This window comes from Bradyrhizobium sp. CCBAU 53338 (assembly GCF_015291665.1).
In the GTDB taxonomy this organism is placed as follows: domain Bacteria; phylum Pseudomonadota; class Alphaproteobacteria; order Rhizobiales; family Xanthobacteraceae; genus Bradyrhizobium.
In genome coordinates this window covers 3,789,415-3,814,804 of the sequence record NZ_CP030048.1, presented here as the reverse complement: position 1 = coordinate 3,814,804, position 25,390 = coordinate 3,789,415, and the positions used below count along the sequence as shown (strand labels likewise).

General features: G+C 64.4%; 24 protein-coding genes. 13 read left to right on the top strand and 11 right to left on the bottom strand.

Going from position 1 to position 25,390, the window contains the following annotated elements; all coding sequences use genetic code 11:
- Positions 1–86 precede the first annotated feature (86 nt).
- From XH90_RS17890 to tpiA, 4 genes are all read right to left on the bottom strand, one after another.
- Positions 87–413 (bottom strand): NIPSNAP family protein, encoded by a 327-nt coding sequence (locus XH90_RS17890; protein WP_194475687.1) that lies wholly within the window; start codon positions 411–413, stop codon positions 87–89.
- An 80-nt stretch (positions 414–493) separates the two neighbouring features.
- On the bottom strand, positions 494–2,125 hold the full coding sequence (locus XH90_RS17885; RefSeq protein WP_194475686.1) for a CTP synthase: 1,632 nt from the start codon (positions 2,123–2,125) through the stop codon (positions 494–496).
- A 166-nt stretch (positions 2,126–2,291) separates the two neighbouring features.
- The gene (secG, locus tag XH90_RS17880) at positions 2,292–2,684 is read right to left on the bottom strand and encodes a preprotein translocase subunit SecG (RefSeq protein ID WP_194475685.1); all 393 of its coding nucleotides are present in this window, start codon (positions 2,682–2,684) and stop codon (positions 2,292–2,294) included.
- A gap of 152 nt (positions 2,685–2,836) precedes the next feature.
- A complete protein-coding gene (gene tpiA / locus XH90_RS17875; protein WP_194475684.1) occupies positions 2,837–3,595 on the bottom strand; it encodes a triose-phosphate isomerase in 759 nt (252 codons plus the stop codon).
- A gap of 223 nt (positions 3,596–3,818) precedes the next feature.
- Here tpiA and XH90_RS17870 point away from each other — a divergent pair, with 223 nt between their 5' ends.
- Genes XH90_RS17870 through moaC form a run of 4 tightly spaced genes read left to right on the top strand, consistent with a single transcriptional unit; the run spans position 3,819 to position 8,091 of the window.
- Positions 3,819–5,717, top strand: coding sequence for a SurA N-terminal domain-containing protein (locus XH90_RS17870; RefSeq protein ID WP_194475683.1), 1,899 nt, complete (start codon positions 3,819–3,821; stop codon positions 5,715–5,717).
- A 14-nt stretch (positions 5,718–5,731) separates the two neighbouring features.
- Positions 5,732–6,745 carry an anthranilate phosphoribosyltransferase gene (gene trpD / locus XH90_RS17865; RefSeq protein ID WP_194475682.1) on the top strand — a complete coding sequence of 338 codons (1,014 nt, stop codon included), beginning with the start codon at positions 5,732–5,734 and terminating at the stop codon, positions 6,743–6,745.
- A gap of 7 nt (positions 6,746–6,752) precedes the next feature.
- Entirely contained in the window at positions 6,753–7,574 is an 822-nt protein-coding gene (gene trpC, locus XH90_RS17860; RefSeq protein ID WP_194475681.1) for an indole-3-glycerol phosphate synthase TrpC, read from the top strand.
- 1 nt (position 7,575) lies between these two features.
- Positions 7,576–8,091, top strand: a complete 516-nt coding sequence (gene moaC, locus XH90_RS17855; RefSeq protein ID WP_194475680.1) for a cyclic pyranopterin monophosphate synthase MoaC — start codon at positions 7,576–7,578, stop codon at positions 8,089–8,091.
- An 8-nt stretch (positions 8,092–8,099) separates the two neighbouring features.
- Here the strand turns inward: moaC and XH90_RS17850 are convergent, their stop codons facing one another.
- Complete coding sequence (locus tag XH90_RS17850) at positions 8,100–8,264, bottom strand: Flp family type IVb pilin (protein ID WP_194475679.1); 165 nt, start codon at positions 8,262–8,264, stop codon at positions 8,100–8,102.
- Positions 8,265–8,576: 312 nt separating this feature from the next.
- On the opposite strand from XH90_RS17850, the gene XH90_RS17845 reads away from it, so the two are divergent.
- Positions 8,577–11,297: an EAL domain-containing protein gene (locus XH90_RS17845; protein ID WP_194475678.1), complete on the top strand. Its 2,721-nt coding sequence runs from the start codon at positions 8,577–8,579 to the stop codon at positions 11,295–11,297.
- A 101-nt stretch (positions 11,298–11,398) separates the two neighbouring features.
- Here the strand turns inward: XH90_RS17845 and XH90_RS17840 are convergent, their stop codons facing one another.
- Positions 11,399–12,742, bottom strand: coding sequence for a S41 family peptidase (locus XH90_RS17840; protein ID WP_194475677.1), 1,344 nt, complete (start codon positions 12,740–12,742; stop codon positions 11,399–11,401).
- Positions 12,743–13,033: 291 nt separating this feature from the next.
- Between XH90_RS17840 and XH90_RS17835 the strand changes: the two genes are divergently transcribed.
- The 7 genes from XH90_RS17835 (at position 13,034) to XH90_RS17805 (ending at position 18,470) form a co-directional block, all read left to right on the top strand.
- The gene (locus XH90_RS17835; protein WP_194475676.1) at positions 13,034–14,161 is read left to right on the top strand and encodes an alpha-hydroxy acid oxidase; all 1,128 of its coding nucleotides are present in this window, start codon (positions 13,034–13,036) and stop codon (positions 14,159–14,161) included.
- A gap of 8 nt (positions 14,162–14,169) precedes the next feature.
- A complete protein-coding gene (locus tag XH90_RS17830) occupies positions 14,170–14,799 on the top strand; it encodes an HAD family phosphatase (RefSeq protein ID WP_194475675.1) in 630 nt (209 codons plus the stop codon).
- A 146-nt stretch (positions 14,800–14,945) separates the two neighbouring features.
- A complete protein-coding gene (locus XH90_RS17825) occupies positions 14,946–15,140 on the top strand; it encodes a hypothetical protein (RefSeq protein WP_194475674.1) in 195 nt (64 codons plus the stop codon).
- Between the two features lie 225 nt (positions 15,141–15,365).
- Positions 15,366–16,577 (top strand): gephyrin-like molybdotransferase Glp, encoded by a 1,212-nt coding sequence (gene glp / locus XH90_RS17820; protein WP_194475673.1) that lies wholly within the window; start codon positions 15,366–15,368, stop codon positions 16,575–16,577.
- 176 nt (positions 16,578–16,753) lie between these two features.
- Positions 16,754–17,455: a transcriptional repressor LexA gene (gene lexA, locus XH90_RS17815; RefSeq protein ID WP_128951590.1), complete on the top strand. Its 702-nt coding sequence runs from the start codon at positions 16,754–16,756 to the stop codon at positions 17,453–17,455.
- Positions 17,456–17,638: 183 nt separating this feature from the next.
- The gene (locus XH90_RS17810; protein ID WP_194475672.1) at positions 17,639–17,842 is read left to right on the top strand and encodes a hypothetical protein; all 204 of its coding nucleotides are present in this window, start codon (positions 17,639–17,641) and stop codon (positions 17,840–17,842) included.
- Positions 17,843–18,035: 193 nt separating this feature from the next.
- A complete protein-coding gene (locus tag XH90_RS17805) occupies positions 18,036–18,470 on the top strand; it encodes a hypothetical protein (protein WP_194475671.1) in 435 nt (144 codons plus the stop codon).
- Between the two features lie 10 nt (positions 18,471–18,480).
- Here the strand turns inward: XH90_RS17805 and XH90_RS17800 are convergent, their stop codons facing one another.
- Positions 18,481–20,763 carry a ComEC/Rec2 family competence protein gene (locus tag XH90_RS17800; RefSeq protein WP_194475670.1) on the bottom strand — a complete coding sequence of 761 codons (2,283 nt, stop codon included), beginning with the start codon at positions 20,761–20,763 and terminating at the stop codon, positions 18,481–18,483.
- Between the two features lie 132 nt (positions 20,764–20,895).
- Here XH90_RS17800 and XH90_RS17795 point away from each other — a divergent pair, with 132 nt between their 5' ends.
- The gene (locus tag XH90_RS17795; protein WP_194475669.1) at positions 20,896–21,819 is read left to right on the top strand and encodes an IS1595 family transposase; all 924 of its coding nucleotides are present in this window, start codon (positions 20,896–20,898) and stop codon (positions 21,817–21,819) included.
- 171 nt (positions 21,820–21,990) lie between these two features.
- Here the strand turns inward: XH90_RS17795 and XH90_RS17790 are convergent, their stop codons facing one another.
- From XH90_RS17790 to XH90_RS17775, 4 genes are all read right to left on the bottom strand, one after another.
- Positions 21,991–22,575 (bottom strand): hypothetical protein, encoded by a 585-nt coding sequence (locus tag XH90_RS17790; RefSeq protein ID WP_194475668.1) that lies wholly within the window; start codon positions 22,573–22,575, stop codon positions 21,991–21,993.
- Positions 22,576–22,856: 281 nt separating this feature from the next.
- Positions 22,857–23,090 (bottom strand): DUF2171 domain-containing protein, encoded by a 234-nt coding sequence (locus XH90_RS17785; protein WP_194475667.1) that lies wholly within the window; start codon positions 23,088–23,090, stop codon positions 22,857–22,859.
- A gap of 185 nt (positions 23,091–23,275) precedes the next feature.
- Positions 23,276–23,662 (bottom strand): nuclear transport factor 2 family protein, encoded by a 387-nt coding sequence (locus tag XH90_RS17780; protein ID WP_194475666.1) that lies wholly within the window; start codon positions 23,660–23,662, stop codon positions 23,276–23,278.
- An 11-nt stretch (positions 23,663–23,673) separates the two neighbouring features.
- Positions 23,674–25,350, bottom strand: coding sequence for a glutamine--tRNA ligase/YqeY domain fusion protein (locus XH90_RS17775; protein WP_194475665.1), 1,677 nt, complete (start codon positions 25,348–25,350; stop codon positions 23,674–23,676).
- Positions 25,351–25,390: the final 40 nt, after the last annotated feature.

Below are 25,390 nucleotides of genomic sequence, written 5' to 3'. Positions count from 1 at the left end.
GGGGCCGATCAACCCCATTCGGCCCTGGGCTGCCGGAATATCAGGGTTGCGCGGGGATTCCCGCGGCAACCCCCGCCCGAACGCCGCTACTTGACCGACGAGAAGGCGGTCGGCGTCAGGATCTGGCTGACGATGTTGCCGACGATCTGGCCGTCCGCCTCGCTCTCGGCCCGCGCTTTCATCCAATCCGGGTCGGTCATGAACTTGACCCACTTCGCCTCACGATCGGCGAGCGACTCCCAGGCCAGGAAATAGGTCAGTTCCTGATTGGATTCGCCGATCAGCGTGGTGAAGAACCCCGCCTGCTTGATGCCGTGCTTCTCCCACAGCTTCAACGTCACCGTCTCGAACCGCTTCAGCAGCGCAGGCAGGCGGCCGGGCACACAGCGATAGACGCGCATTTCGTAGATCATCGAAGTTCACTCCATGCATCGTTGTTCTTGCAGGGAGCTTGTCGCAACAAAACGCGCGATCGTCAAAGGCCGGAAAAAGCCTACACCAACCGGCTCTGCTTCGCCGCCGCCGCAATGAACGAGGCGAACAGCGGGTGCGGCTCGAAGGGGCGCGACTTCAGCTCGGGGTGGAACTGGACGCCGATGAACCAGGGGTGATCCTCGTACTCGACGATCTCAGGCAGAACGCCGTCGGGCGAGAGGCCGGAGAATTTCAGGCCGTGCTGCTCGAGGCGATCCTTGTACGCGGTGTTGACCTCGTAGCGATGACGATGGCGCTCGGAGATTTCGGTCGCGCCGCCATAGACCTCCGAGACGCGGCTGCCGCGATTGAGCGCGGCAGGATAAGCACCAAGGCGCATCGTGCCGCCGAGATCGCCGGCCTGCGTGCGCTTCTCGAGCTCGTTGCCGCGCAGCCATTCCGTCATCAGGCCGACCAGAGGCTCCTTGGTCGGGCCGAACTCGGTCGAGTTGGCGTCCTCGATACCGACGAGGTTTCGTGCGGCCTCGATGACAGCCATCTGCATGCCGAAACAGATGCCGAAATACGGCACGTCGCGCTCGCGCGCGAACTGCGCCGCCTTGATCTTGCCCTCCGCGCCGCGCTGGCCGAAGCCGCCGGGCACCAGGATGCCGTTGACGTGCTCGAGGAACGGCGCCGGGTCTTCCTTCTCGAAGATCTCGCTCTCGATCCAGTCGAGATTGACCTTGACCTTGTTGGCGATGCCGCCGTGCGAGAGCGCCTCGATCAGCGATTTGTACGCATCCTTCATGCCGGTATACTTGCCGACGATGGCGATGGTGACGTTGCCTTCCGGGTTACGGACGCGCTCGTTGATCTTCTGCCAGCTCTGAAGCGCCGGCGGAATCCGCGAGCCGATGCCGAAGGCGGCGAGCACCTCGTCGTCGAGGCCGGCGTTGTGATAGGCCTCCGGGACGGCGTAGATGTTGTCGACGTCGCGCGCCTCGATCACGGCGCTTTCGCGCACGTTGCAGAACAGGCCGAGCTTGCGCCGCTCCTCCTTCGGGATCTCGCGATCGGTCCGGCAGAGCAGGATGTCGGGCTGAATGCCGATCGAGCGCAGCTCCTTCACCGAATGCTGCGTCGGCTTGGTCTTCAATTCGCCGGCGCTCGGAATGTACGGCAGCAGCGTCAGATGGATGTAGACGGCGTGATCGCGCGGCAACTCGTTCTTGAGCTGACGGATCGCCTCGAAGAATGGCAGGCCTTCGATGTCGCCGACGGTGCCGCCGATCTCGACCAGTACGAAGTCGTAATCGTCATTGCCCGACAGCACGAACTCCTTGATGGCGTTCGTGACGTGCGGCACCACCTGGATGGTCGCGCCGAGATAGTCGCCGCGGCGTTCCTTCGAGATGATGTCCTGGTAGATGCGCCCCGTCGTGATGTTGTCCTGCTTGGTCGCGGGACGTCCGGTGAAGCGCTCGTAGTGACCGAGATCGAGATCGGTCTCCGCGCCGTCATCGGTCACGAACACTTCGCCGTGCTGATACGGCGACATCGTTCCGGGATCGAGATTGAGATAGGGGTCGAGCTTGCGGAGGCGGACCTTGTAGCCCCGGGCTTGCAACAGCGCACCGAGTGCCGCTGAAGCCAGACCCTTGCCGAGCGAAGAAACCACGCCGCCGGTGATGAATATGTACCGCGCCATGGGACCTAACCTCTAATCCCTCGAATCCGATTCGCCAAAGCGATTCGTATTCCGCCCCAAAGAATCTGCGGGCCTGTGGGTGAGCCAAAACGAAGAGTGGTGACAGAGCCTTGATGGGGATTGTTGATGCAGGACGCTAGCCGCCGTCCTGCATGGCCCCCCTGCTTTATTGCGAGCGAGGCACCTGCGGGCCGCTCGGCGCCGCCGGGGCCTGCTGCTGCTGCTCGTCGGCCTTCTTCAGCGTATCCAGAATACCGCCCGAGGTCGGCGCGGTGATCGGGTTGCCGCCGGCCGGCTGGGTCTGCGACGCAGGCTGGCCGATGATCGAGGACGGTGCGCGGTTGTAGCCCGCGTACCAGGACAGGAACAGGCTGGTCAGGAAGAAACCGGCGGCGAGGATTGCCGTGGTACGCGACAGCAGATTCGCGGTGCCGCGGCTCGACATGAAGCCCGCGCCACCGCCCATGCCGAGGCCGCCGCCTTCCGACTTCTGGAGCAGCACGGCGCCGATCATCACGGCAACGATCATGAGGTGGATGACGATGACAACGGTCTGCATAGTATCCTTCCGTCACAAGCGGGCGGCGCCTGACGGCGGCCGATCGCGCTTCGCGGGTTTTCCTGAAGTTGCGCGGTGTTACACGATCGGATGGGGCATTGCCACCCCCGATCGGCCACGGCCCGCGCTTTACCCTTAGCTCGGGGCAGCCTTTAGTTAGGACAGCCTTGGGCAATGGCAAGGAAATCGGCCGCTTTCAGGCTGGCGCCCCCGACCAGCGCGCCGTTGACGTTTTTGACCGCCATCAGCTCGGCTGCGTTCGACGGCTTGACAGAACCGCCATAGAGGATTCGCATCCTTGCCCCATCCGCCTTGAACCTGGAGGTCAGGAGCTCCCGGATAAAGCCATGAATCTGCTCGACATCCTTGGCCGTGGGGGTCAGGCCGGTGCCGATCGCCCAGATCGGCTCATAGGCGACGACCAGATTGGCGGCCGACGAGCCGTCCGGGAGCGAGCCATCGAGCTGGCCACGGACGACGTCCAGGGTCTGGCCGGCATCGCGCTGGCTCTGGGTCTCGCCGACGCAGACGATCGCGACCGCCCCCGCCCGCCAGGCCGCTTCCGCCTTCTGCCTGACAAGCGCATCGCCCTCGCCATGGTCGGCGCGGCGCTCGGAATGGCCGACGATGATGGCGGTCGCACCCGCATCCGCCAGCATTTCGGCCGCGATATCGCCGGTATGGGCACCGGAGGCCTTGGGATGGCAATCCTGGGCCCCGACGGCGACCTTCCTGCCGCGCGCCTTGTCCGCAAAACCCGCAATCAGGGTCGCCGGCGGGCAGACCAGCAGATCGGCCTTGCCGGTCACCCCTGCCGCGCCGTCGAGCATGGCGTCGAATTCAGCGGCCGCGGCTTTCAGGCCGTTCATTTTCCAGTTGCCGGCGATCAAGGGGCGGATGGCATCGGTCATGTCAATGTCCAGCAAATTGAGGTTTGTGCATGCGCTAGCAGAGGTGCAGCAGCAGTTCCAGAGACCAGAGGCCCTTTAACCGCAGCTTCGAGGGGCGGCCTGAGGCGAGGTTGCGGGGGGAAAGCCGCCACTTTATGATGGCATATCAATTTGGTGACGCGCTTTTGCGGAATCTGCATTAAGACGCGCTCCCGTTCCCCTCCTGCCAAACAAGTTGGACCAAATGCTTCGAGGAATGCGCAAGGCCTCATCAAACTGGGTCGGCAAGACCATCATGGCCATCGTGATGGGCGTGTTGATCATCAGCTTCGGCATTTGGGGCATCGCCGACATCTTCCGGGGCTTCGGGCAGTCCACGCTGGCCAAGGTCGGTCATACCGAAATTTCGCTGAACGAGTTCCGCCAGATCTACACCGACCGCCTCCAGCAGATCGGCCGCCAGTTCGGCCGCCCGCTGACGCCCGACCAGGCGCGTGCGTTCGGCCTTGACCGCCAGGTGCTGCAGCAGACGATCGCGGAAGCCGCGCTCGACGAGAACGCGCGCCAGCTTGGACTGGGCCAGTCCGACGAGCAGATCCGCCAGCTCATCATGAACGACCCCAATTTCAAGGGGGTCGACGGCAAATTCGATGCGAACCGCTTCCAGAGCCTGATCCGCAATTTCGGCTACACCGAGCAGCGTTACGTGGCCGAGCAGCGCAAGGTGGCGCTGCGTCGGCAGATCACGGGCACGATCGGCGCCGGCCTCGAGCCGCCGAAGACCATGCTCGACGTCGCGACGCGCTTCCAGAACGAGCAGCGCGCCATCGCGTTCATCCGGCTCGACACCGCGCAGGCGGGCCAGATCGATCCGCCCTCGCCCGAGGCCCTCGCCGCCTATTTCGAGGATCACAAGGTCCAGTTCCGCGCGCCCGAATACCGCAAGATCGTCTTCACCGTGATCTCGCCGGAGGACATCGCGAAGTGGAGCGACGTCTCCGACGAGGATGCGAAGAAGCTGTTCGACCAGCGCAAGGAGCAGCTCTCCACTCCGGAGAAGCGCAAGATCCAGCAGATCGTGTTCCCGAATGTCGCCGACGCGCAGGCCGCGCGCGAGCGCCTGGTCGGCGGGCTCTCCTTCGAGGATCTCGGCAAGGAGCGCGGACTGAGCGCCACCGACGTCGATCTCGGGCTCGTCACCAAATCTTCGCTCGAACCCGCGGTCGGCGATGCCGCCTTCGCCCTTCCCGCGGGCGAGATCAGCCAGCCGATCCAGGGCCGTCTCGGCGTCTCGATCGTCAAGGTCGACAAGATCGAGCCTGGCGTCGAGGCCGACTACGCCAAGTTTGCCGCCGACGCGAAGCGCCAGATCGCCACCGAGCGCGCGCGCGTCAAGGTCGGCGAACTCCGCGACAAGATGGAGGACGAGCGCGGCGCCGGCACCAGCGTCGCCGATGCCGCACAGAAGCTCGGGCTCACCGCCGTGACCATCGATGCCGTCGACCGCTCCGGCCGTGCCCCGAACGGGCAGACCGTCGCCAACATTCCACAGGGCCTCGACGTGGTCTCGCAGGCCTTCAACAGCGACGTCGGCGTCGACAACGACCCGATCTCGTACAAGGGCGGCTATGTCTGGTACGACGTGCTCGCCATCACGCCGTCGCGCGACCGCAATCTCGACGAGGTCCGCGATCAGGTCGAGGCGCGCTGGCGCCAGGACCAGATCGCCACCAAGCTGAAGGCGAAGGCGACCGAGATGGTGCAGAAGCTCGAACAGGGCGGCAAGCTCGCTGACGAGGCGGCTGCGATCAACGCCAAGGTCGAGACTGCCAGCGGCTTCAAGCGCGACGACACGCCGGCCGGCGTGCCCGCCAACATCGTTGCCGCCGCCTTCCGCACCGCCAAGGACGGTGTCGGACAGGCGCCCGTGACCGGCGGCACTGAAGTGATCGTCTACCGTGTCACCGACATCGTCGATCCCCCGGTCGATACCGCCTCCGACGCCGCCAAAAAGCTGAAGGAAGCCGCCGAGCGGTCGCTGACCGACGAGCAGGTCGCCTCCTACGTCAACAAGCTTGAAGCCGACATCGGGACCAGCATTAATCAGGCCGCCTTCGCGCAAGTGACCGGCGCGAACCAGTGAGTTGAAAGCAAGCGATGGACGACCTGAAATCGATCATTGGAAAAGTCGCGACCGGCGCCAGCCTGTCGCGTGAGGAAGCTGCATCCGCCTTCGACGCGGTGATGTCCGGCGAGGCCACCCCCTCGCAGATGGGCGGCCTTTTGATGGCGCTGCGCGTGCGCGGCGAGACCGTGGACGAGATCACCGGCGCGGTCACCGCGATGCGCTCGAAGATGCTCACGGTCGATGCGCCAGCGGACGCCGTCGACATCGTCGGCACCGGCGGCGACGGCTCGGGCTCGGTCAATGTCTCGACCTGTGCCTCGTTCATCGTCTCGGGGGCCGGCCTGCCCGTCGCCAAGCACGGCAACCGCGCGCTGTCGTCGCGCTCGGGCGCCGCCGACGTGCTCGCCTCGCTCGGCGTGAAGATCGACCTCAGGCCGGAGCAGGTCGGCCGCTGCGTGCGCGAATGCGGCATCGGCTTCATGTTCGCCCCCGCCCATCACCCCGCGATGAAGAACGTCGGCCCGACCCGGGTCGAGCTCGCCACCCGGACGATCTTCAATCTGCTCGGCCCCCTCTCCAACCCGGCCGGCGTGAAGCGGCAGATGGTTGGTGTGTTCTCCAGGCAATGGGTGCAGCCGCTGGCGCAGGTGCTGAAGAATCTCGGCTCCGAATCCGCCTGGGTGGTGCACGGCTCCGATGGCCTCGACGAGATCACCCTCACCGGCCCGACCTTCGTCTCTGCGCTCCACAATGGCGAGATCCGCAATTTCGAGGTGACGCCGGAGGATGCCGGCCTGTCGCGCTGCGAGCCCGGGGCCCTCAAGGGCGGCGATGCCGATGCCAATGCGATCGCGCTGCAAAGCGTGCTCGACGGCAAGCCGAGCCCCTATCGCGACGTCGCCCTGCTCAACGCCGCGGCCGCGCTGATCGTGGCCGGACGCGCCAAGGACCTCAGAGAAGGCGTCGCGATCGGCGCGAAATCGCTCGACAGCGGCGCGGCGAGCGCGCGGCTGAAGCATCTGATCGCGGTCTCGAACAGCTGAGCCTGTCATGTCTGACATCCTGACCAAGATCGAAGCCTACAAGCGCGAGGAGATCGCAGCCGCCAAACGCGCCCAGCCGCTCGCGGCAGTGGAGGCCCTGGCCAAGGCGCAAGGCGCACCGCGCGGCTTCGTGCGCGCGATCAGGGCCAAGCATGCCAATGGCGATTACGCGCTGATCGCCGAGGTGAAGAAGGCCTCGCCCTCCAAGGGGCTGATCCGCGCGGATTTCGATCCGCCCGTGCTCGCCAAGGCCTATGAGGCCGGCGGAGCGGCCTGCCTGTCGGTGCTGACCGACACGCCTTCGTTCCAGGGCCATCTCGATTTCATGGTGGCGGCGCGCGCGGCGACCTCGCTTCCCGTCCTGCGCAAGGACTTTCTGTTCGACACCTATCAGGTGGTCGAAGCCCGCGCGCATGGCGCCGACTGCATCCTCATCATCATGGCCGCGCTCGATGACGCCACGGCCAGGGATCTCGAGGACGCTGCCATTGCCTATGGCATGGACGTGCTGATCGAGATCCATGATCGTGCCGAGCTCGACCGGGCGTTGAAGCTGCGTTCGCCGATGATCGGCGTCAACAACCGTAACTTACGCACCTTCGAGACCACGCTTGCGACCAGCGAGACGCTGGCGCCGCTGATTCCGCGGGAGCGTTTGATGGTCGGCGAAAGCGGCATCTTCACGCCCGCCGATCTCGCAAGGCTCGAGCGCGTCGGCATGTCGACCTTCCTGGTCGGCGAGAGCCTGATGCGGCAGGCCGATGTCACCGCGGCGACGCGCACATTGCTCGCGCGCGAGACCAAGGCCCGCGCCACCGGTACCCGCTGACATGGCGCGCAAGCCCGCGAAGACCAAGCCGTCAAGGAAGACGAGCCCTGGCCTCACCCATATCGGCGCCTCCGGCGAGGCGCGGATGGTCGACGTGTCGGACAAGGCCGCGACAGAGCGGCTCGCCGTCGCCGAAGGGCGCGTCGTCATGGAGAAGGCCACGCTCGACCTGATCGTGTCGGGCAACGCCAAGAAGGGCGACGTGCTCGGCACCGCGCGCATCGCTGGAATCATGGCGGCCAAGCGTACCTCCGAGCTGATCCCGCTCTGCCATCCGCTCGCGCTGTCGAAGGTCACGGTCGACATCGAGCCCGACGCAAGGCTGCCGGGCTGCGTGGTGCGTGCCAGCGTCAAGGTCACCGGCCCGACCGGCGTCGAGATGGAAGCGCTGACGGCCGTCTCGGTCGCCTGCCTCACCATCTACGACATGATCAAGGCCGTCGAGCGCGGCGTGCGCATCGAGGGCATCCATCTCGTCGAAAAGCTGGGCGGCAAGTCGGGCCACTACCGCGCCTGATCCCGCCGCTACTTGAGCGACGAGCTGATCGATCCGAACTTGGTGTTGAGCTTGCTGCCGAGGCCGTTCACCACGGTGATGACGGCGAGCGCGATGCCCGCGGCGATCAGGCCGTATTCGATTGCGGTCGCGCCGGATTCGTCGGTCCAGAAATTCTTCAAAGTCTTTTTCATGATCACGTCCTCTCTCTCGTCGTTGGGATCCTGATCTGCAAACTGCGCGCCATCATGGCGTCGAGGATCGTCAACACGTTAGATGGTTAAGCGTCGGTTGACGTCACCGCGACCGGCAATAACTGACCGGCATCGCGACCATCGCCGGCAAAAGCTGAACGCCTCCTGCCATGCGCATCGATTGCATTTGCGCATTACGGTTCATGCCGCATTAACCGCGCTTCCTAACGTCGCCTCCACATCGATCCCGTAAACCGACGGATGTTATGGGGCTCGCGAGTTGACCCTGGCGTGTGGACGGCAACGATCGACATGATGACGAGATACGGCAGTCGCCTGCTCGACCAGGCCTTCGTGCGCAGCGGACCAATCCGCTGGCTCGTGGTGGGCGGCGCGCTCCTGATCGCGGCCATCGCCGTTGGCGCGGTGCTGATGGCGCAGAACTTCCGCGAGCGCGCGCTGCGCAATTCCGGCCGCGAGCTGGAAAACACGGTCCTGCTGCTCACCCATCATTTCGACCAGCAATTGCAGGATTTCGCGGTCATCCAGAAGGATTTCATCGACCACGTGCACGCGAGTGGAATCACGACAGCGGAGGACTTCCGCACGCGCCTCTCCGGCCAGGACGTGCACCGGATGCTGCGCTCGAAGATCGATGCGCTCCCGTACATGGGCGGCGTCAATATCATCGACGCGGACGGAAATCTGATCAATTCCTCGACGGCGTGGCCGGCTCCGAAGGTCAATGTTGCCGATCGCGCCTATTACCGCACCTTCCGCTACGATCCGCAGGCGCCTGAGGTGCTGATCGAACCGGTGCATAGCCGCATCTCCGGGGCCTGGACCATCCTGATCGTGCGCCGGATCATGGGGCCGCACGGCGAGTTCATGGGCATCGTCGGTCGCGGCATCGAGCCGGCCAATTTCGAGAAGTTCTTCGAGACCGTCATGCTCGGTGAAGGCGCCACGATCTCGATGCTGCATCGGGACGGCACCCTGCTTGCCCGCTATCCCGAGTCCCGCGACATGATGGGACGCAATTTCAGGAACGGCTCGTTCGAGCAGCAGCAGATCTTCGCGCTCGATCATTTCGCCGGGCGCATCGTCAGCCCGGTCGACGGCGAGGACCGGCTGGCCTCGGCGCGCGCCTTGCCGCACTTCCCGATCCTGATGATGGCGACGACCACGCGTGCGGCGGCGCTAGCCGACTGGCGCGAGCAGATCGGCATCCTGATTTCGGTCGCCGGCGCCTCCGCGCTTGCGATCGCCGGCGTGCTGATCGCGATCGTGCGCAAGCTCCTGGAGCAGCACCGCCTGTCCCGGGAGCGGCTGACGCTGGAAAAGCAGCGCCTCGACCGCGCCGTCAACAACATGACCCAGGGCCTCTTGCTCTTCGACGCATCGCAGCGGCTCGTGGTCTGCAATCAGCGCTACATCGAGATGTACGGCCTGTCGGCCGACATCGTCAAACCGGGCTACAGTTTCCGTGACATCATCGCGCATCGCAAGGACACGGGTTCGTTCGCCGGCGACGTCGACCAGTATGCCGCGCGCGTGCTGCGTGACATCCACGTGCGCAACTCCATGGTGGTCGAAACCAGCGATGGCCGATCGATCCAGATCGTCAACGAGCCGCTCGACGACGGCGGCTGGGTCGCAACCCACGAGGACATCACCGAACGCCGTCGGATCGAAGAGCGCATCACCCACCTCGCCCACTACGACGCGCTGACCGACCTGCCCAACCGGGCCATGTTCCACGAGCATCTGCGCAGCGAGCTCCTCGCCCTCGTCGGCGGCGAAGAGATCGCGGTGCACTACATCGACATCGACGAGTTCAAGGGCGTCAACGACGCGCTCGGCCATCTCGTCGGCGACGAGCTGTTGAAGTCGGTGGCGAAGAGCCTGCGTGACTGCGCCGGCCCGACCGATTTCGTGGCACGGCTCGGTGGCGACGAATTCGCGATCGTGCAGAGCGCGGTGACCTCGCAGGACCAGGTCAACGAGTTCGTTGCGCGGGTCTTTGCGGCGATCCGGGCGCCGTTCGACTGCATGGGCCATCACCTCACCACCGACGCGAGCATCGGTATCGCGCTGGCGCCGGGACACGGCACTGCGCTGGATCAGATCCTGAAGAACGCGGACATGGCGATGTACGCCGCCAAATCCGCCGGCCGCCGCACCTATCGATTCTTCGAGCCGGAGATGGACGCCAAGGTGCGCGAGCGGCGCCAGCTCGAGGTCGACCTTCGGCACGCCATCGCTCATGGCGGCCTCGAGGTCCATTACCAGCCCTGTCTCAACCTGAAGGACGACCGCATCGCCGGTTGCGAGGCGCTGGTACGGTGGCGCCACCCCGAACGCGGCATGGTCTCGCCCACCGAGTTCATCCCGATCGCCGAGGATACCGGATTGATCAACGAGATCGGCGAATGGGTGCTGGCGACCGCCTGCCGCGACGCGGCCGGCTGGCCCGACGACATCCGCCTCGCCGTCAACGTCTCACCGGTACAGTTCAAGAGCGGCACGCTGGCCCTGAAGATCATGGCGGCGCTGGCCGCCTCCAACCTGCCGGCGAGCCGGCTCGAGCTCGAGATCACCGAGGCCGTGCTGATCCGCGACGACGACACTGCGCTGACGATCCTGCACCAGCTCCGTGCCATCGGCGTGCGCATCGCGCTCGACGATTTCGGCACCGGCTACTCCTCGCTGAGCTACCTGCACCGCTTCCCGTTCGACAAGATCAAGATCGACCGCTGCTTCGTCGACGACATCGCAGGTCCCGACGGCTCCGCCAGCATCGTGCAGGCCGTGGTCAACCTCGCCAGCGCCCGCCGCATGGCGACCACGGCCGAAGGCGTCGAGACCGAGGAGCAGCAGCGGCTGCTGCGTGCGCTCGGCTGCACCGAGATGCAGGGCTATCTGTTCAGCGCCGCAAAGCCTGCCGACAGGATCGTGGAGCTGTTCGCGCTCCATCGCAGCCGCCTCGCCCAGCGCGGGGGCCACGAAAGCCGCCACCGCGAGGCAAGCTAGAATGGGGCTCCTCCGAGCTGAGGCTGTATCCAGAACGAATTCGCCCGGGAGTGGCCATCCACTCCCGGGCGATGTCTTGAGGTCGCAAGGACCGATATAGCCTAGTTCGGCACCGTCGCCTTTGGCGCCGGCTTGGCGGCCGCCGCATTCACGGTGACGCCGTGCAGGAAGTCATAGGCCGCGTGCAGCGCCTTGTCGTCCTTCTCTTCCGGCGGGACATAGGACTGCGATCCAGTCTGCTCCGCGCCCTCCGTATTCTGCAGATGACCGCGCATCTGGGATTCCGCGATGGTGTCGACGCGGCCCTTCAGCTCGGGCGGCACGTCCTGGAGTATCTCGATGTCCGGCGCGATGCCTTGCGCCTGGATCGAGCGGCCCGACGGGGTGTAGTAGCGCGCTGTGGTCAGCGCCAGCGCACCGTTGCCGGCGCCGAGCGGAATGATGGTCTGCACCGAGCCCTTGCCGAACGAGCGCGTGCCGATCAGCGTTGCGCGCTTGTGGTCATGCAGCGCGCCGGAGACGATTTCCGAGGCTGACGCCGAGCCGCCGTTGATCAGGACAACGAGCGGCTTGCCCTTGGTGAGATCGCCGCCATGCGCGGTGAAGCGCTGGGTTTCTTCCGGGTTGCGGCCGCGGGTCGAAACGACCTCGCCGCGCTGCAGGAACGCGCTCGACACCGACACGGCCTGGTCGAGCAGGCCGCCCGGATTGTTGCGCAGGTCCATCACGTAGCCGACGAGCTTCTCCGGCGGGACCTCCTTGGAGATCGAGGCGATCGCCTTCTTCAGGCCGTCGGTGGTCTGTTCGTTGAACGAGGTGACGCGGATGTAGCCGATGTCGCCATTCTCGACGTGGAAGCGGACCGGGCGGACATGGATGATCTCGCGCGTGATCGCGACGTCGAGCGGAGCATCGGCGCCCTTGCGCATGATGGTGAGCTTGGTCTTGGTGTCGACCGGGCCCTTCATCTTATTGACGGCCTGCTCGAGAGTCATGCCCTGCACGTTTTCACCGTCGATCTTGCTGATGAGGTCACCGGACATGATGCCGGCCTTGGACGCCGGCGTGTCGTCGATCGGCGAGACGACCTTGACCAGACCGTCCTGCATCGTGACCTCGATGCCGAGGCCGCCGAACTCGCCGGAGGTGGTCTCCTGCATCTCGGCCCAGGCCTTGGCGTTCATGTAGCGCGAATGCGGATCGAGCGAGGTCACCATGCCCGTGATCGCACCTTCGATCAGCTTGGCATTGTCGGGCTTCTCGACATAGCTCGCCTTGACGCGCTCGAAGACCTCGCCGAACAGATTGAGCTGGGAATAGGCATCGCCCGTGCCTACGCCCGCCGCCGCCCGTGCCGCCCATAGCCCGCCCTGCGGACCGGACACGAGGAGGGTGAGGCAGGCTCCGGTGAGCGCGCCCAGGGGGAACAGCAGGGTTTTCCGCATGGAATGGGTGGCCTTTTTCGCTTGGGACGGGACGCCACGCAAATGGCAGTCCAATTCGGTTCTCACAATACCATTCAGGTTTCTTCAAGGCCGGGCTGCCACGCCCGCTTGTATATCGCAAAAATCCCTTCGCCCTGACCTAAACTTTTGGCAACGTTCCGAAGCCGTCGCCCGCCGCGCGGGAATCGATCGGCCGGGCCGCGCTTCGCAGCTATGCGATTTTAGGATGGTTTTGGAGGGCTGAACGGGATAGGCGATGAGATAAGGCTTCAAATTCTCGGGAGGACAACAATGAACGAAGCGCTCCGGCCGGAACGGAACGTCGAACTCGGCGCCAGCAACGAGCCGTTCCAGAACCTGCACGAATTCATCAGGAAAGCCCGTTCCAACCTCAACCAGAACGCCTGGGACTATATCGTCGGCGCCGCCGAGACCGAGACCACGATGCGCCGCAACCGCATGGCACTGGACGAGATCGCTTTCCGTCCGCGTGTGCTGCGCGACGTGCGCAAGGTCGACGGCTCGGTCGAGCATTTCGGCCGCAAGATGCGCCTGCCCGTGGTGCTCGCCCCCGTCGGCGCATTGGAAATCTTCGACCCGCATGGCGCAGCGAGTGTTGCCCGCGCGGCCGGCACTTTCGGGGCGTCGCACATGTTGAGCTCGGTCTCCGAGCCCGGGCTGGAAAAGACCGCCGAGGCCGCGCCCGATGCGCTGCGCATGTACCAGCTTTACGTCCGTGGCGATGACGCATTCGTGGCCGACGTCGTCAGCCGCGCCGAGAAGGCCAACTACGCCGCCTTCTGCCTGACCGTCGACACCGCCCATTACAGCCGTCGTGAGCGTGACATTGCCAAGCGTTACGTTCGCGAGAGCCGCCTGCGCGCCACCGGCGGCGACTACCAGAAGGGCCTGGAGTGGCGGACCGTGAAGATGGTCAAGGACAAGTTCAGGATACCGCTGATCCTCAAGGGCATCGCCACCGCCGAGGACGCGCAGATCGCGGTCGATCACGGCGTCGAGTGGATCTACGTTTCCAACCATGGCGGCCGCCAGCTCGATCACGGCCGCGGCGCGATGCATGTGCTTCCTGAAATCGTCGACGCCGTGAAGGGGCGCGCGAAGATCATGGTCGACGGCGGCATCTGCCGCGGCACCGACATCGTCAAGGCGATCGCCGCGGGCGCAGACCTCGTCGGCATTGGCCGGCTGCAATGCTGGGCCTTGGCGGCGGCCGGCGAGACCGGCGTGACGCGGATGCTGGAACTGCTCGAGGACGAGGTGCTGCGCTGCCTCGGCCTGCTGGGAGCCACTTCGTTCGCCGAGGTCAATAAGTCCTGCCTGCACCCGGCCACCGCGACCAATGCGCCGAGCGTGTTCAGCGCATTCCCGCTGTTCGACCACGAGCCCTATCGATACTGATTGGAAGGATGCATGTGACCTCGCTCTCTCCCGGCAGCGCGGATGCGCTTCTGTTCGACCTCGGGCGCGTCGTGCTTGATATCGATTTCTCCAAGGCGATCGCCTGCTGGGCGGGACATGCAGGCTGCAAGCCGGAAGCGATCGTGGCGCGCTACGTGCGTGACGAGGCCTACCGGCTGCACGAGGTCGGCAAGATCAGCGACGAGGACTACTTTGCCTCGCTCCGCTCATCGCTCGGCATCAGCATTTCGGATGGGCAGTTCCTGGAAGGATGGAACGCGATCTTTGCCGGCGAGATGCCCGACATCGCCGAGTTGCTGCCGCGCGCGGCGAAGCAGATGCCGGTCTACGCCTTCTCCAACACCAACCGCCCGCACGTGGACTACTTCTCGAAGGAATATGCCGACCTGCTCGGCCATTTTCGCGAGCTCTATCTGTCCTCCAGCATCGGTCTGCGCAAACCGGATGCAGAAGCGTTCGACCATGTCGTTGCCGCGATGGGCGTACCGGCGAACCGCGTTGTCTTCTTCGACGACCTCGCCGAGAACGTCGAAGGCGCCCGCGCCCGCGGCCTGACCGCGGTGCATGTGACCTCCCCTCACGACGTCGGCAATGCGCTGAGGGCACTGGGGATCTGATCCCCGAACGGACCGCCCCTCTGGAACTATTTCGCCTCCGGGTTTGGAACCAAGTCGCTTTGTACATTTTTATACAGAGTTCCGGGAACGAATGCCCGTTTCCGGACTCATGAGTCCGTTGGGAATTCTACATCGGACTTATCATCGTGTTGGGCAAAACCTACCTCACCAAGCAGGCCTCTCTGCTGATGAAATACGCCAGAACCACCTCGGATTCTGACCTTTCCGCAAAACTGATCAGCAAGGCCGCCGATCTCAAGGCCCAGGCCGATCCGATGCCTGACAGGGACCAGAGTCCCGAAGCGCCAGACGTCAGTCCGGACAAGCAGCCGGGGACCTGACCGGTGCTGGCCGTGGCTCTCGTCATCCTCGCCATGGCCATCCTCGAACCGGTCTGCTTCGCCTTCCGGATCATGCCGCGGCGACTTTGATCTTGCGCCTTCGTCGCCAAGCTGACGACGCACGATAAATCATGCTGCGCGACCACCGTTTTGCCTCTGCGCCTGCACTCGGCTAGAACTCTCGCCGCCGATTTGCCCGAACGGGCGCAGCTGGAGTTTTCACCCGTGGCCCTGATGCCGGTTTCCGACGCGCTCGCCGCGGTGCTTGCCGGCGCGCAGCCGCTGACCGAAGAGGTCGTCGCACTCGACGCGGCCTTCCACCGCGTGCTCGCGCGCGACGTCGCGGCGCGGCGGACGCAGCCGCCGCAGGCGATGTCGGCGATGGACGGCTATGCCGTTCGTGCGGCCGATGCGGCGAAGCCCGGGGCGCAGCTTGTCGTCATCGGCGAAGTCGCAGCCGGCCGGCCGTTCGCAGGGACCGTCAGCGCCGGCGAAGCCGTGCGAATCTTCACCGGTGGTGTCATCCCCGATGGTGCGGATGCGGTCGTGATCCAGGAGGACACCGTCACCGACGGCAAGCGCATCACCATCAAGGAGGCCGCCGTCACCGGGCGCCACATTCGCCCCGCCGGCATCGATTTCCGCGAGGGCGACGTGCTCCTGCGCAAGGGCGTACGGCTCACCGAGCGGGACCTTGCACTTGCCGCCGGCATGAACCACCCGCAGCTCGCGGTGTGCCGCCGTCCGAAAGTCGCGATCCTCGCGACCGGCGACGAACTGGTGATGCCGGGATCGACGCCCGGTCATGGCCAGATCGTCTATTCCAACGGCTACGCCCTGCACGCGCTCGCCCGCAGCGAGGGCGCCGACACCATCGACCTCGGCGTTGCCGCAGATACGCTTGCCGCCACCAGCGCCGGTATCCGCCGCGCGCGAGAATCCAGCGCCGACATCCTGATCACGACGGGCGGCGCCTCGGTCGGCGACCACGATCTGGTGCAGCAGGCACTCCGGGACGAAGGCACTGCGATGGCGTTCTGGAAGATCGCAATGCGGCCGGGCAAGCCGATGATGAACGGACAGCTCGGAGCGATGCGCGTGATCGGCCTGCCCGGCAATCCCGTGTCTTCCTACGTGTGCGGTTTCCTCTTCATGGTCCCGCTGATTCGCGCTTTGTCCGGCCGTTCGGTTGTCCATCATCGCCGCGAACGCGCCGTGCTCGGCCGCGACGTCGGCGCCAATGACCAGCGCGAGGATTATCTGCGTGCGCGTCTCGACGAGCGTGCCGACGGCACGCTCGTCGCCCTTCCCGTCAATCACCAGGACTCCTCGCTGCTTGCGAATCTCGCTGCGGCACAGGCACTTCTCGTGCGTCCGCCATTCGCACCGAAGGCCGAAGCGGGAGCGCACTGCGAGGTGTTGCGACTGCCCGCCTGAGCGCATCGTTCGCAACCGTTCCGCGAACTTTGCCGCGTTCACGGTAAATTAAGCAGTTGCGGAACATGTATCGAACATATAGTGTTCGTTCATGATTTGTTTCGAGCATGTAGCGGCTTATTGCTGAATTCAGCGTCTCGGAATCGAACGACATCGTCAGGGGGATTTTGGTCGAGATGTTAACGCGCAAACAATACGAGCTCCTGCGGTTCATCAGCGAGCGGCTGAAGGAAAGCGGCGTGCCGCCCTCCTTCGACGAGATGAAGGACGCGCTCGATCTGCGCTCGAAGTCGGGCATCCACCGCCTGATCACGGCGCTCGAGGAGCGTGGCTTCATCCGCCGCCTGCCCAACCGGGCCCGCGCCATCGAGGTGATCAAGCTGCCGGAGCTCCAAGCCGCCGCCGGTAGCCGCCGCGGCTTCACGCCAAGCGTCATCGAAGGCAATCTCGGCAAGGTGCGCACGACATCGAGCCCGCCCGCCGACGAGGGCGAGCGTCCGGTCGCGGTGCCCGTCATGGGCCGGATCGCAGCCGGCACGCCCATCGAGGCGCTGCAGACCCGCAGCCACACCATCAGCGTCCCCCCTGACATGCTGGGCGCTGGCGAGCACTACGCGCTCGAAGTGCGCGGCGATTCCATGGTCGACGCCGGCATTCTCGACGGCGACATGGCGCTGATCCAGCGCAACGAGAGCTGCGACACCGGCGATATCGTGGTCGCGCTGATCGACGACGAGGAAGCCACCTTGAAGCGCTTCCGCCGCCGCGGCGCCTCGATCGCGCTGGAGCCGGCCAACGCGGCCTACGAGGTCCGCATCCTCCCGCCCAACCGGGTCAAGATCCAGGGCAAGCTGATCGGACTGTATCGGAAGTACTGAGCGCCGGACGACCTGAGCGCTCACGCGCATTCAACGATCGGAGCGGACGATTGTCCGCTCCGGCCGGATGGTCTTTCTGGTTTTGCACAGATTATCCGGCCCCCTCTCCAGTACTACATCCTCGGCACGCCGCGACGAAGCACGCATCGCTTCATAAGCCTCCAGGCGACCGAGGAGACAACCATGCGCAAGATCTTCCTGAGCACCGTCACGATGGCGCTGATTGCAGCATCGGCGTCACAAGCCCTCGCTGCGCAGCCGCAACATCGCGCCCGCAAGGCGCCGCAGGCGACGAGCGCGCAATTGCGTGATGCGCATAATACCGTCGAGCAATCCTCGCGGCCGGCATGGCCATATTCGGGCTGGTCGGCACCGGCCGGACGCTGACGGCGACGGTCGCCGAATGCACGGAAGCAGGCTTTGTTCCTGGCGGTTCGGGAAAGATATTGTGATTGCGGCTTGCGTATCCGAGCCGCAGATTTGCCTACAACCGAGCGGAGTCTTGCAGGCTTCCACTCTGATAGAGGCCTGCGCCTCCAGGCCAGAGGCGCGGGTTGCTATCCCTGATGAGGAGCACCCGATGTGTGACTATAGCCTGCATGCCGTCGCGACACGTCCCGCAGAAGTCGGCGAGACGATCGTCACGACAACATTTCGCGGCACCTCGACGCGCGGCTTCGCCTCCGAAGCCGACATGTCGGTCGCGGTCTGCCTGCTGCCGGGAACGGAGCTCGCGTTCGCCGACAACGTCCGTTACGATAACAGGTGGATCTGGACGCGCACCGTCAACTCGCGCGTCGGCAAGTTCGGCAAGGTCGATCCGCACATTCCCGATCGTCATCACGATGCGATCGAATTCCCCGATGGCAAATACGTGCTGGTGACGCAGCTCGTCGAAGGCCAGCGCGCAACCGTGCTGCAACTGCCCGTGACCCAGCCGCTCGGCGAGCGCGAGCAGAAGCCGCAAGGGATCGCTGACAGCCGCACCACGACGCCGCGCCTGCCGATCGGCTGAAAGGTCGATCTTACTCCTCAGCCTGAAGGTCGGCCTCCGACGGTGTTACGTCCCGGGAGCGTGGAGCTACCGACCTTGGCATGAGGGTCTGCTCGAAGTCTCCATCGCCGGTCGCCGCCGGCGACCAGGGGCGGTTTGCGCCCCTTCCCCTCACAGCCTGAATCGCAAAACCGTCACCGCGCTGTGTGAGCGCCAGCGCGCCCTGGTGCGCGAGACGCGGTCGATCGACCACCATCGCGGCGCAATCCGGCGCCGTAGGCCTGGTCGTCACCAGCAGCGCGGCACGACTGCAATCGTCGGCCAGCGCGTCGATGCGTAGCGACAGCGCAATCATGCGACCGTCGGCGAGCGTCGTCACGCAGCCGGCGTCGTCGCATGACACGCCGTCACCAAGCGAGGCGCTGGCCGTGTCGCGCGGGTCAGCGTCGGCGGCAAGCCACTCCTTGAGCAGAAAATTGTCCTTCTTCATTCTGATCACGTGCAGTTGCCCATCCCTGCCTCGCACTGCGACGTTCTGGCCGTCAGCGGCAATCAGGATATCGGGTTGCCGGACCGACAGCCCCCAGACGGTCGCAGCCACGAGCACGCAAGCACCCGACCAGCGCAGCGGCGTGCGCAACAGGCCCATCAGGATCAGGCCGAGGCTCGCCGCAATCAACGGCGCAGTGCCGAAGGCGGCGACATGGCCGATCGCGCCGGGCAGTGCGGCCACCCAGCGCGACACCGCCACCATCCAGTCGATGCCAATCCCCATCAACCACCAGAACACACCGTCGAGTCCGAAGGGAGCCGCGAGCAATCCCAGAAGCCCCGCGGGCATCACCAGCGCCGAGACCACCGGCATCGCGCCGAGATTGGCGAGCACGCCGTAGGGCGTGACGCGATGGAAATGGAAGGCCGCATAAGGCGTGGTTGCAAACCCGGCGATCATCGAGGCCATGAACAGCATCGCGATCTCGCGGCCGCCCCACAGCGCGATGCGCGCGGTCGCCGAGTGATCAGGTGAGGCAAACAGGTTCGGCATGCCGATCTGCACCAGGGCCACCAGCCCGAGCGTCGCGGCGAAGGACATTTGAAAGCTCGGATGCACGAGCGCCTCCGGCGCCACCGCCAGCACGATCAGCGCCGCGACCGCCAGCGTGCGGAAGGTGACGGCGCGGCGATCGACGATCACCGCGATCAGCACCACGGCAGTCATGAAGAACGATCGTTGGGTTGCGACTTCAGCGCCCGAGAGCAGCAAATAGAAAGCAGAAGCGACCAGGGCCGCGGCGGCCGACCATTTCTTGATGGGAAATCCCGCCGCCAGCCCGGGGATCAGCGCGAGCAGTGCGCGAACCGCGAAGAAGACGACACCGGCGACGACAGCCATGTGGTAGCCGGAAATCGACAGCACGTGGCCGAGGCCGGAGATGAACATCGCGTCGTTGACGGGCGTCGTGATCGCATCGCGGCGGCCGGTCAGAAGCGCAGTCGCAATCGCGCGGTTGTCGCCGTCGAGTACGGCGCGGATGCGCGCGTCGATCCCATCGCGCAGGCCTTGCAGGACGGCGGCATAGCGCAGCTGCAAGCCGCCGGCATCGGGCGGTGTCACAGTCGTGATTGCCCCCATCGCGAAACCGGACGCGCCGATCCCCTGGAAGAACATGTCGCGCGAGAAGTCGTAGCTCCCCGGTCGCAACGGCGCGAGCGGCGGCATCAGCCGCGCCTTCAGCTGCACGAAGCTGCCGACATCAGGCGCCGTCCCCTTGCGCACGGAGAGGCGGACGCGCTCGAGCTTCAAATCGCTGTGCTGCGCCTCCATCGCGGTGACGCGCAGCACGAAACGGTCGGTGCGCTCGCGGATGTCACGGGTCTCGACGAAGCCCGACAGCGACACCGAATAAAGCGGCCTTGTGAGCACGGTATGCGCGATGCGCGCCGTCTTCCATGTCGCCATGGCAAAGCCGGCAGCGACCGCGGCGATCATGATCGCCGGCGCGAACCACCGGCTTCGTCGCAACAAGACCGCGCCAAGCGTCAATGCGGCCGCCGTCGCAGCCGTGACCCACAACACGGGCTCATGATCGGCGGCGAAGTAGAGCGCGATCCCGCAGCCGAAGGCGATCGGCACCCAGGGGAACAGGCGCCCGGCGCCCGCCTCAGCCTTTGCCCATTCACGCAGCGTCCCGACGACCGCGGGCCAGACGCCAAACCCTGCCGGCACAAACCCGCCGGCCGACGCGGCCCCGCCTGTCGGCCAGGTTCCGACGATACCTTGCGAGGCACGTTGTGGCCGGCCGGGCTCCGCCATTCCCTAGCAACCCTGCGATATCAGATGGGTGCAGAGGCTACCGGAACGTGCAGGCGGCCGAATGGCGATTATATACTTGACACCACAAGGCCCAATCCCTAGAATCTCCGCATTCTTTAGGGATTTGGCCCCATGTCTCAGTTTACGGCACCGCACTTTCAGAGCCACGAAGCAGCCCGCGAATACCTTGAAGGTCTCCGCTGGAGCGCTGAGCGCGTTTGCCCGCACTGCGGCACGGTCAATGAGTCCTACGCAACCAAGAAGCCCGGCGTGTATCGCTGCGCCTCCAAAGAGTGCCGCAAGGACTTCTCTGTCACGACTAAGAGCGTGATGGAGTCCAGCCACATCAAGCTCAACGTCTGGCTTCAGGCGTTCTACCTGATGGCTTCGAGCAAGAAGGGCATGAGCGCCCATCAGCTCCACCGCTCGCTTGGCGTCACCTACAAAACCGCGTGGTTCCTCGCCCATCGCATCCGCGAGGCAATGCGCGCTGGCGGCCTGATGGCGCCCTTTCTAGGCAGCGGCGGCAAAACCGTTGAAGCCGACGAGACGTTCATTGGCCGAAAGCTCGGCGCGAAGAAAGCCCGCGCTGGCCACCACAAGAACGCCGTCCTTACCCTTGTCGAGCGCGGCGGTTCGGCCCGCTCATTCCATATCGACGGCGCAAGCGCTGGCGACATTCTTCCGATCATCCGCAATAATCTCAGCCGCGAAGCCAAGCTGATGACGGACGAAGCCAGCCACTATCGCGTCATCGTTGATATTCACGGCGTTGCCAGCCACAAGACCGTGGTGCATTCGCGCGACGAGTATGTCCGCTACGAAGCTGGCGAGACGATCTCGACCAACACGGTTGAGGGCTATTACAGCATCTTCAAGCGCGGCATGAAGGGCGTCTATCAGCACTGTGCTGAGAAGCACCTGCACCGCTATCTCTCAGAATTTGACTTCCGTTACAGCAACCGCGTTGCGCTCGGTATTGGCGACGGGGAACGTGCGGACCTTGCCATCAAAGGCGCGGCTGGCAAGCGTCTGACGTATCGTCAATCTCACTAAACAGGATTTCTCACGCCTTGCGCGCCGGTTTCTTCGCTGGCGCGCGAAGCGGCGTGCGTAGCTTCGGCTTTTCCTTGAGAGGCTTTGGGGCCGTCTTTAGGCCGCTACGAAGTGCGGCCTCGAAACGCTCTTGAGCCTCCTTTTCGGTGTACTCATCTGCGCTTGTTTTTTTCACCATATGACCGGACCTACATCGAATGCTGCGTCTAGCCCTTCCGGACGTGGCTTAACTAACCGCTGCATGTTGCGCAAAACAACCGGGTCGGCTTGGTTCGCGGCAAACCAATCACGCGCCCCACCAATCATAGCCTCGCAGAAATCCCTCAATTCTAGGAGCAGGCAAGTAGGGGGCGCACCAGGTCGAGTAAAATTTAGTATCGCGCTGCCCTTGATGCGCAGTGTTTTATCTGTCGGCGGAACGAACACAACGCGATCATATTTCTGACTGTCGGTGCCAAATCGGCCCTGATGCACCACTCCGCAGCGAAGACTCCAGCAATCGCTCGGTGTGAGATTTTTGAATTTCGCGCCGATGTGCTGCTTATACCACTTTCTATAGCGTCCACTGTCATCCTCTCCACTTGGATGCTCCAGAGCTACGCAAATGGACGGGATTGTTAGCGCCACAGTCAGGGCCAGATAGCCAAGCTTAAGAGAGAGAGCCCTCTCTATCTCTTCGAGAATTGGCTCAAGTGGGTTTGTCGGAGGCATTATCTTCCACTGTCCCTGCACCAGAACCAGACTGTAGCCAATCAAGCAGGTCCCATAGGTCAACATAGGTCGAAGCGTTTCTGCACTCGGTATAAGCGCGAATCACCAGTCGCCCATCAACTGTACGCCACAACTCCACGGTGCTGCCTTCGCCGTGTTCGCGGACGTCATCTAGAGCGCACAACATTGTTCCGGGCGCGCCAGCTCCCGGGATGTAATCAGCGCCGCCGGGGGCAGTCACTTAACTACCCCTAGCGTCGTGTGGTGTAAAGTATATAATAGCCGGCCGAATAGCGGTACGGATAGGGAACGCAGGGGCCGAGCCCCTACTTTTCCTCTTCCATCGTCACGGCGACGTCCGCCTTGGCCGACAGCCGGACCTTGTTGCCCTCGACTCCGGCGACAAGCCGCTTGTCGATGAAGTGATGGTGGCCCCTGTGGCTGCCCTCGCCGCTGTCCTTCTTGGTCAGCTTGATGCGGTTGCCCTCGACCTTGTCGACGGTGCCGACATGGACGCCGTCGGCGCCGATGACTTCCATATGCTCTGCGATGTTCTGCATGGTGGGATCCTCGGTTGGATCCACCTCAACGCGCGCAAAGAGCTTCGGTTCGTATTTTCTGTCGTTCCGGGGCGCGCACTTGGCGCAAGGCCGGAATCCAGGCTCAAGCTGGTGGTTATTGGATTCCGGGGCTTGCGACTGCGTCGCGAGCCCGGAATGACGATAATTGTGGGATCGCGTCGTCCCTAAATCAGCGGCGCCTTCGCCGAGGCGTGGTGATTGACGATCTTCCAGTCACCGTCCTCGCGGATGATGACCCAGCTCATCTTCACGACGAGATCGGGCCGTTCACCGGCGAGATCGAAATTGATGGTTGCGCCCATGTTGATCAGGTCAGGCCCTGCATGCGTCGCCTGCACTTCCGAAAATGTCGCGCTGGGCTTGCGCCAGCGCGGCAGGCCGTTGAAGTAATTGGTGACGCCGTCCCTGCCCCGATAAAGCGTTGGGTTCGAGCCAAAGAAGAATGCGTTCTTCGAATAGAGCGATGACAGAGCCGCCGCATCAAGGCTGGCGAAGCCGGCGCACCATTTCGCGATGATGGCGGAAACGATGGCGTCGGCCTCTTTGCTCATGTCCGCGTCCCTCAACCCTTGGCGACTTCCTTCGCGAACGTATCGCGCAGGCCGATAGTGCGCGAGAACACCGGCTTGCCCGGCGTCGAGTCCCTGTCGCGCACGAAATAGCCCTGGCGTTCGAACTGCATAGGCTCCATCGAGTTGCTCTCGGCAACGGAGGCTTCGATCCGCGCGTCGGACAGGATTTCCAACGAGTTCGGATTGAGATCAGCCGCGAAATTCGAGGCGTCCGGGCTCGGATTGGCAAAAAGCTGGTTGTAGATGCGGATCTCCGCGGGCACCGATGTCGCGGCCGGCAACCAGTGCATGGTCGCCTTGACCTTGCGGCCGTCGGGCGCGTTGCCCCCCTTGGTCGCGGGATCGTAGGTGCAACGCAGTTCCACGACCTCGCCCTTGTCGTTCTTGATCACGCCGGTGCACTTGACGAAATAGGCGTAGCGCAGCCGCACCTCGTTGCCCGGCGACAGGCGGAAGAACTTCTTCGGTGGGTTCTCCATGAAGTCGTCCTGCTCGATATAGAGCTCGCGGCCGAACGTGATCTTGCGCGTGCCGGCGCCGGGATCGTCGGGATGGTTGATCGCCTCGAGCTCCTCGCTCTGCCCTTCCGGATAGTTCTCGATCACGACCTTGAGCGGCCGTAGCACGCCCATGCGCCGCTGCGCAGTACGGTTCAGCTCCTCGCGGATGCAGAACTCGAGCATGCCGACGTCGACCACGCTGTTGGCCTTGGCAACCCCGATGCGCTTGACGAACTCACGAAGCGCGGCCGGCGGCACGCCGCGGCGGCGCATGCCCGCCATGGTCGGCATGCGCGGATCGTCCCATCCGGCGACATGGCCGTCGCGGACGAGCTGTGTCAGCACACGCTTGGACAGCAGCGTGTAGGTCAGGTTCAGCCGCGCGAACTCGTACTGGTGCGGCTTCGACGGCACCGGCAGCTTCTCGATGAACCAGTCATAGAGCGGCCGGTGGTCCTCGAACTCCAGCGTGCAGATCGAGTGCGTGATGCCCTCGATCGCGTCCGACTGGCCGTGGGCATAGTCGTAGCTCGGATAGATGCTCCACTTGGTCCCGGTGCGCGGATGGTGCGCATGCAGGATGCGGTAGAGCACGGGATCGCGCAGATTGATGTTGCCCGCGGACATGTCGATCTTGGCCCGCAGCACGCGCGCGCCGTTCGGGAATTCGCCGGCCTTCATGCGGCGGAACAGGTCGAGATTTTCATCGACGCTGCGGTCGCGGAACGGCGAGTTCTTGCCGGGCTCCGTCAACGTGCCGCGAGAGAGACGGATCTCCTCCTGGGTCTGGTCGTCGACATAGGCGAGGCCGTCGCGGATCAGATTCTCCGCCCATTCGTACAGGCGGTCGAAATAATCCGAAGCAAAGAACAGGTTCTTGCCCCAGTCGAAGCCGAGCCAATGCACGTCGGCCTGGATGGAATCGATATATTCCTGCTCTTCCTTGACCGGATTGGTATCGTCGAAGCGTAGATGGCAACGGCCCGGAAACTCCTGGGCGATGCCGAAATTGAGGGCGATCGACTTGGCATGGCCGATGTGGAGATAGCCGTTCGGCTCCGGCGGGAACCGGGTCACGATCTCCTTGTACTTGGCCTGGTCGAGGTCGGCCTGGATGATGTCACGAATGAAATCGCGCCCAACCTCAGTCGCCACCGGTTCTGTCATTACGAAAATCCTGTAGGGAAATCAGCGGTCCTTCTGCCAA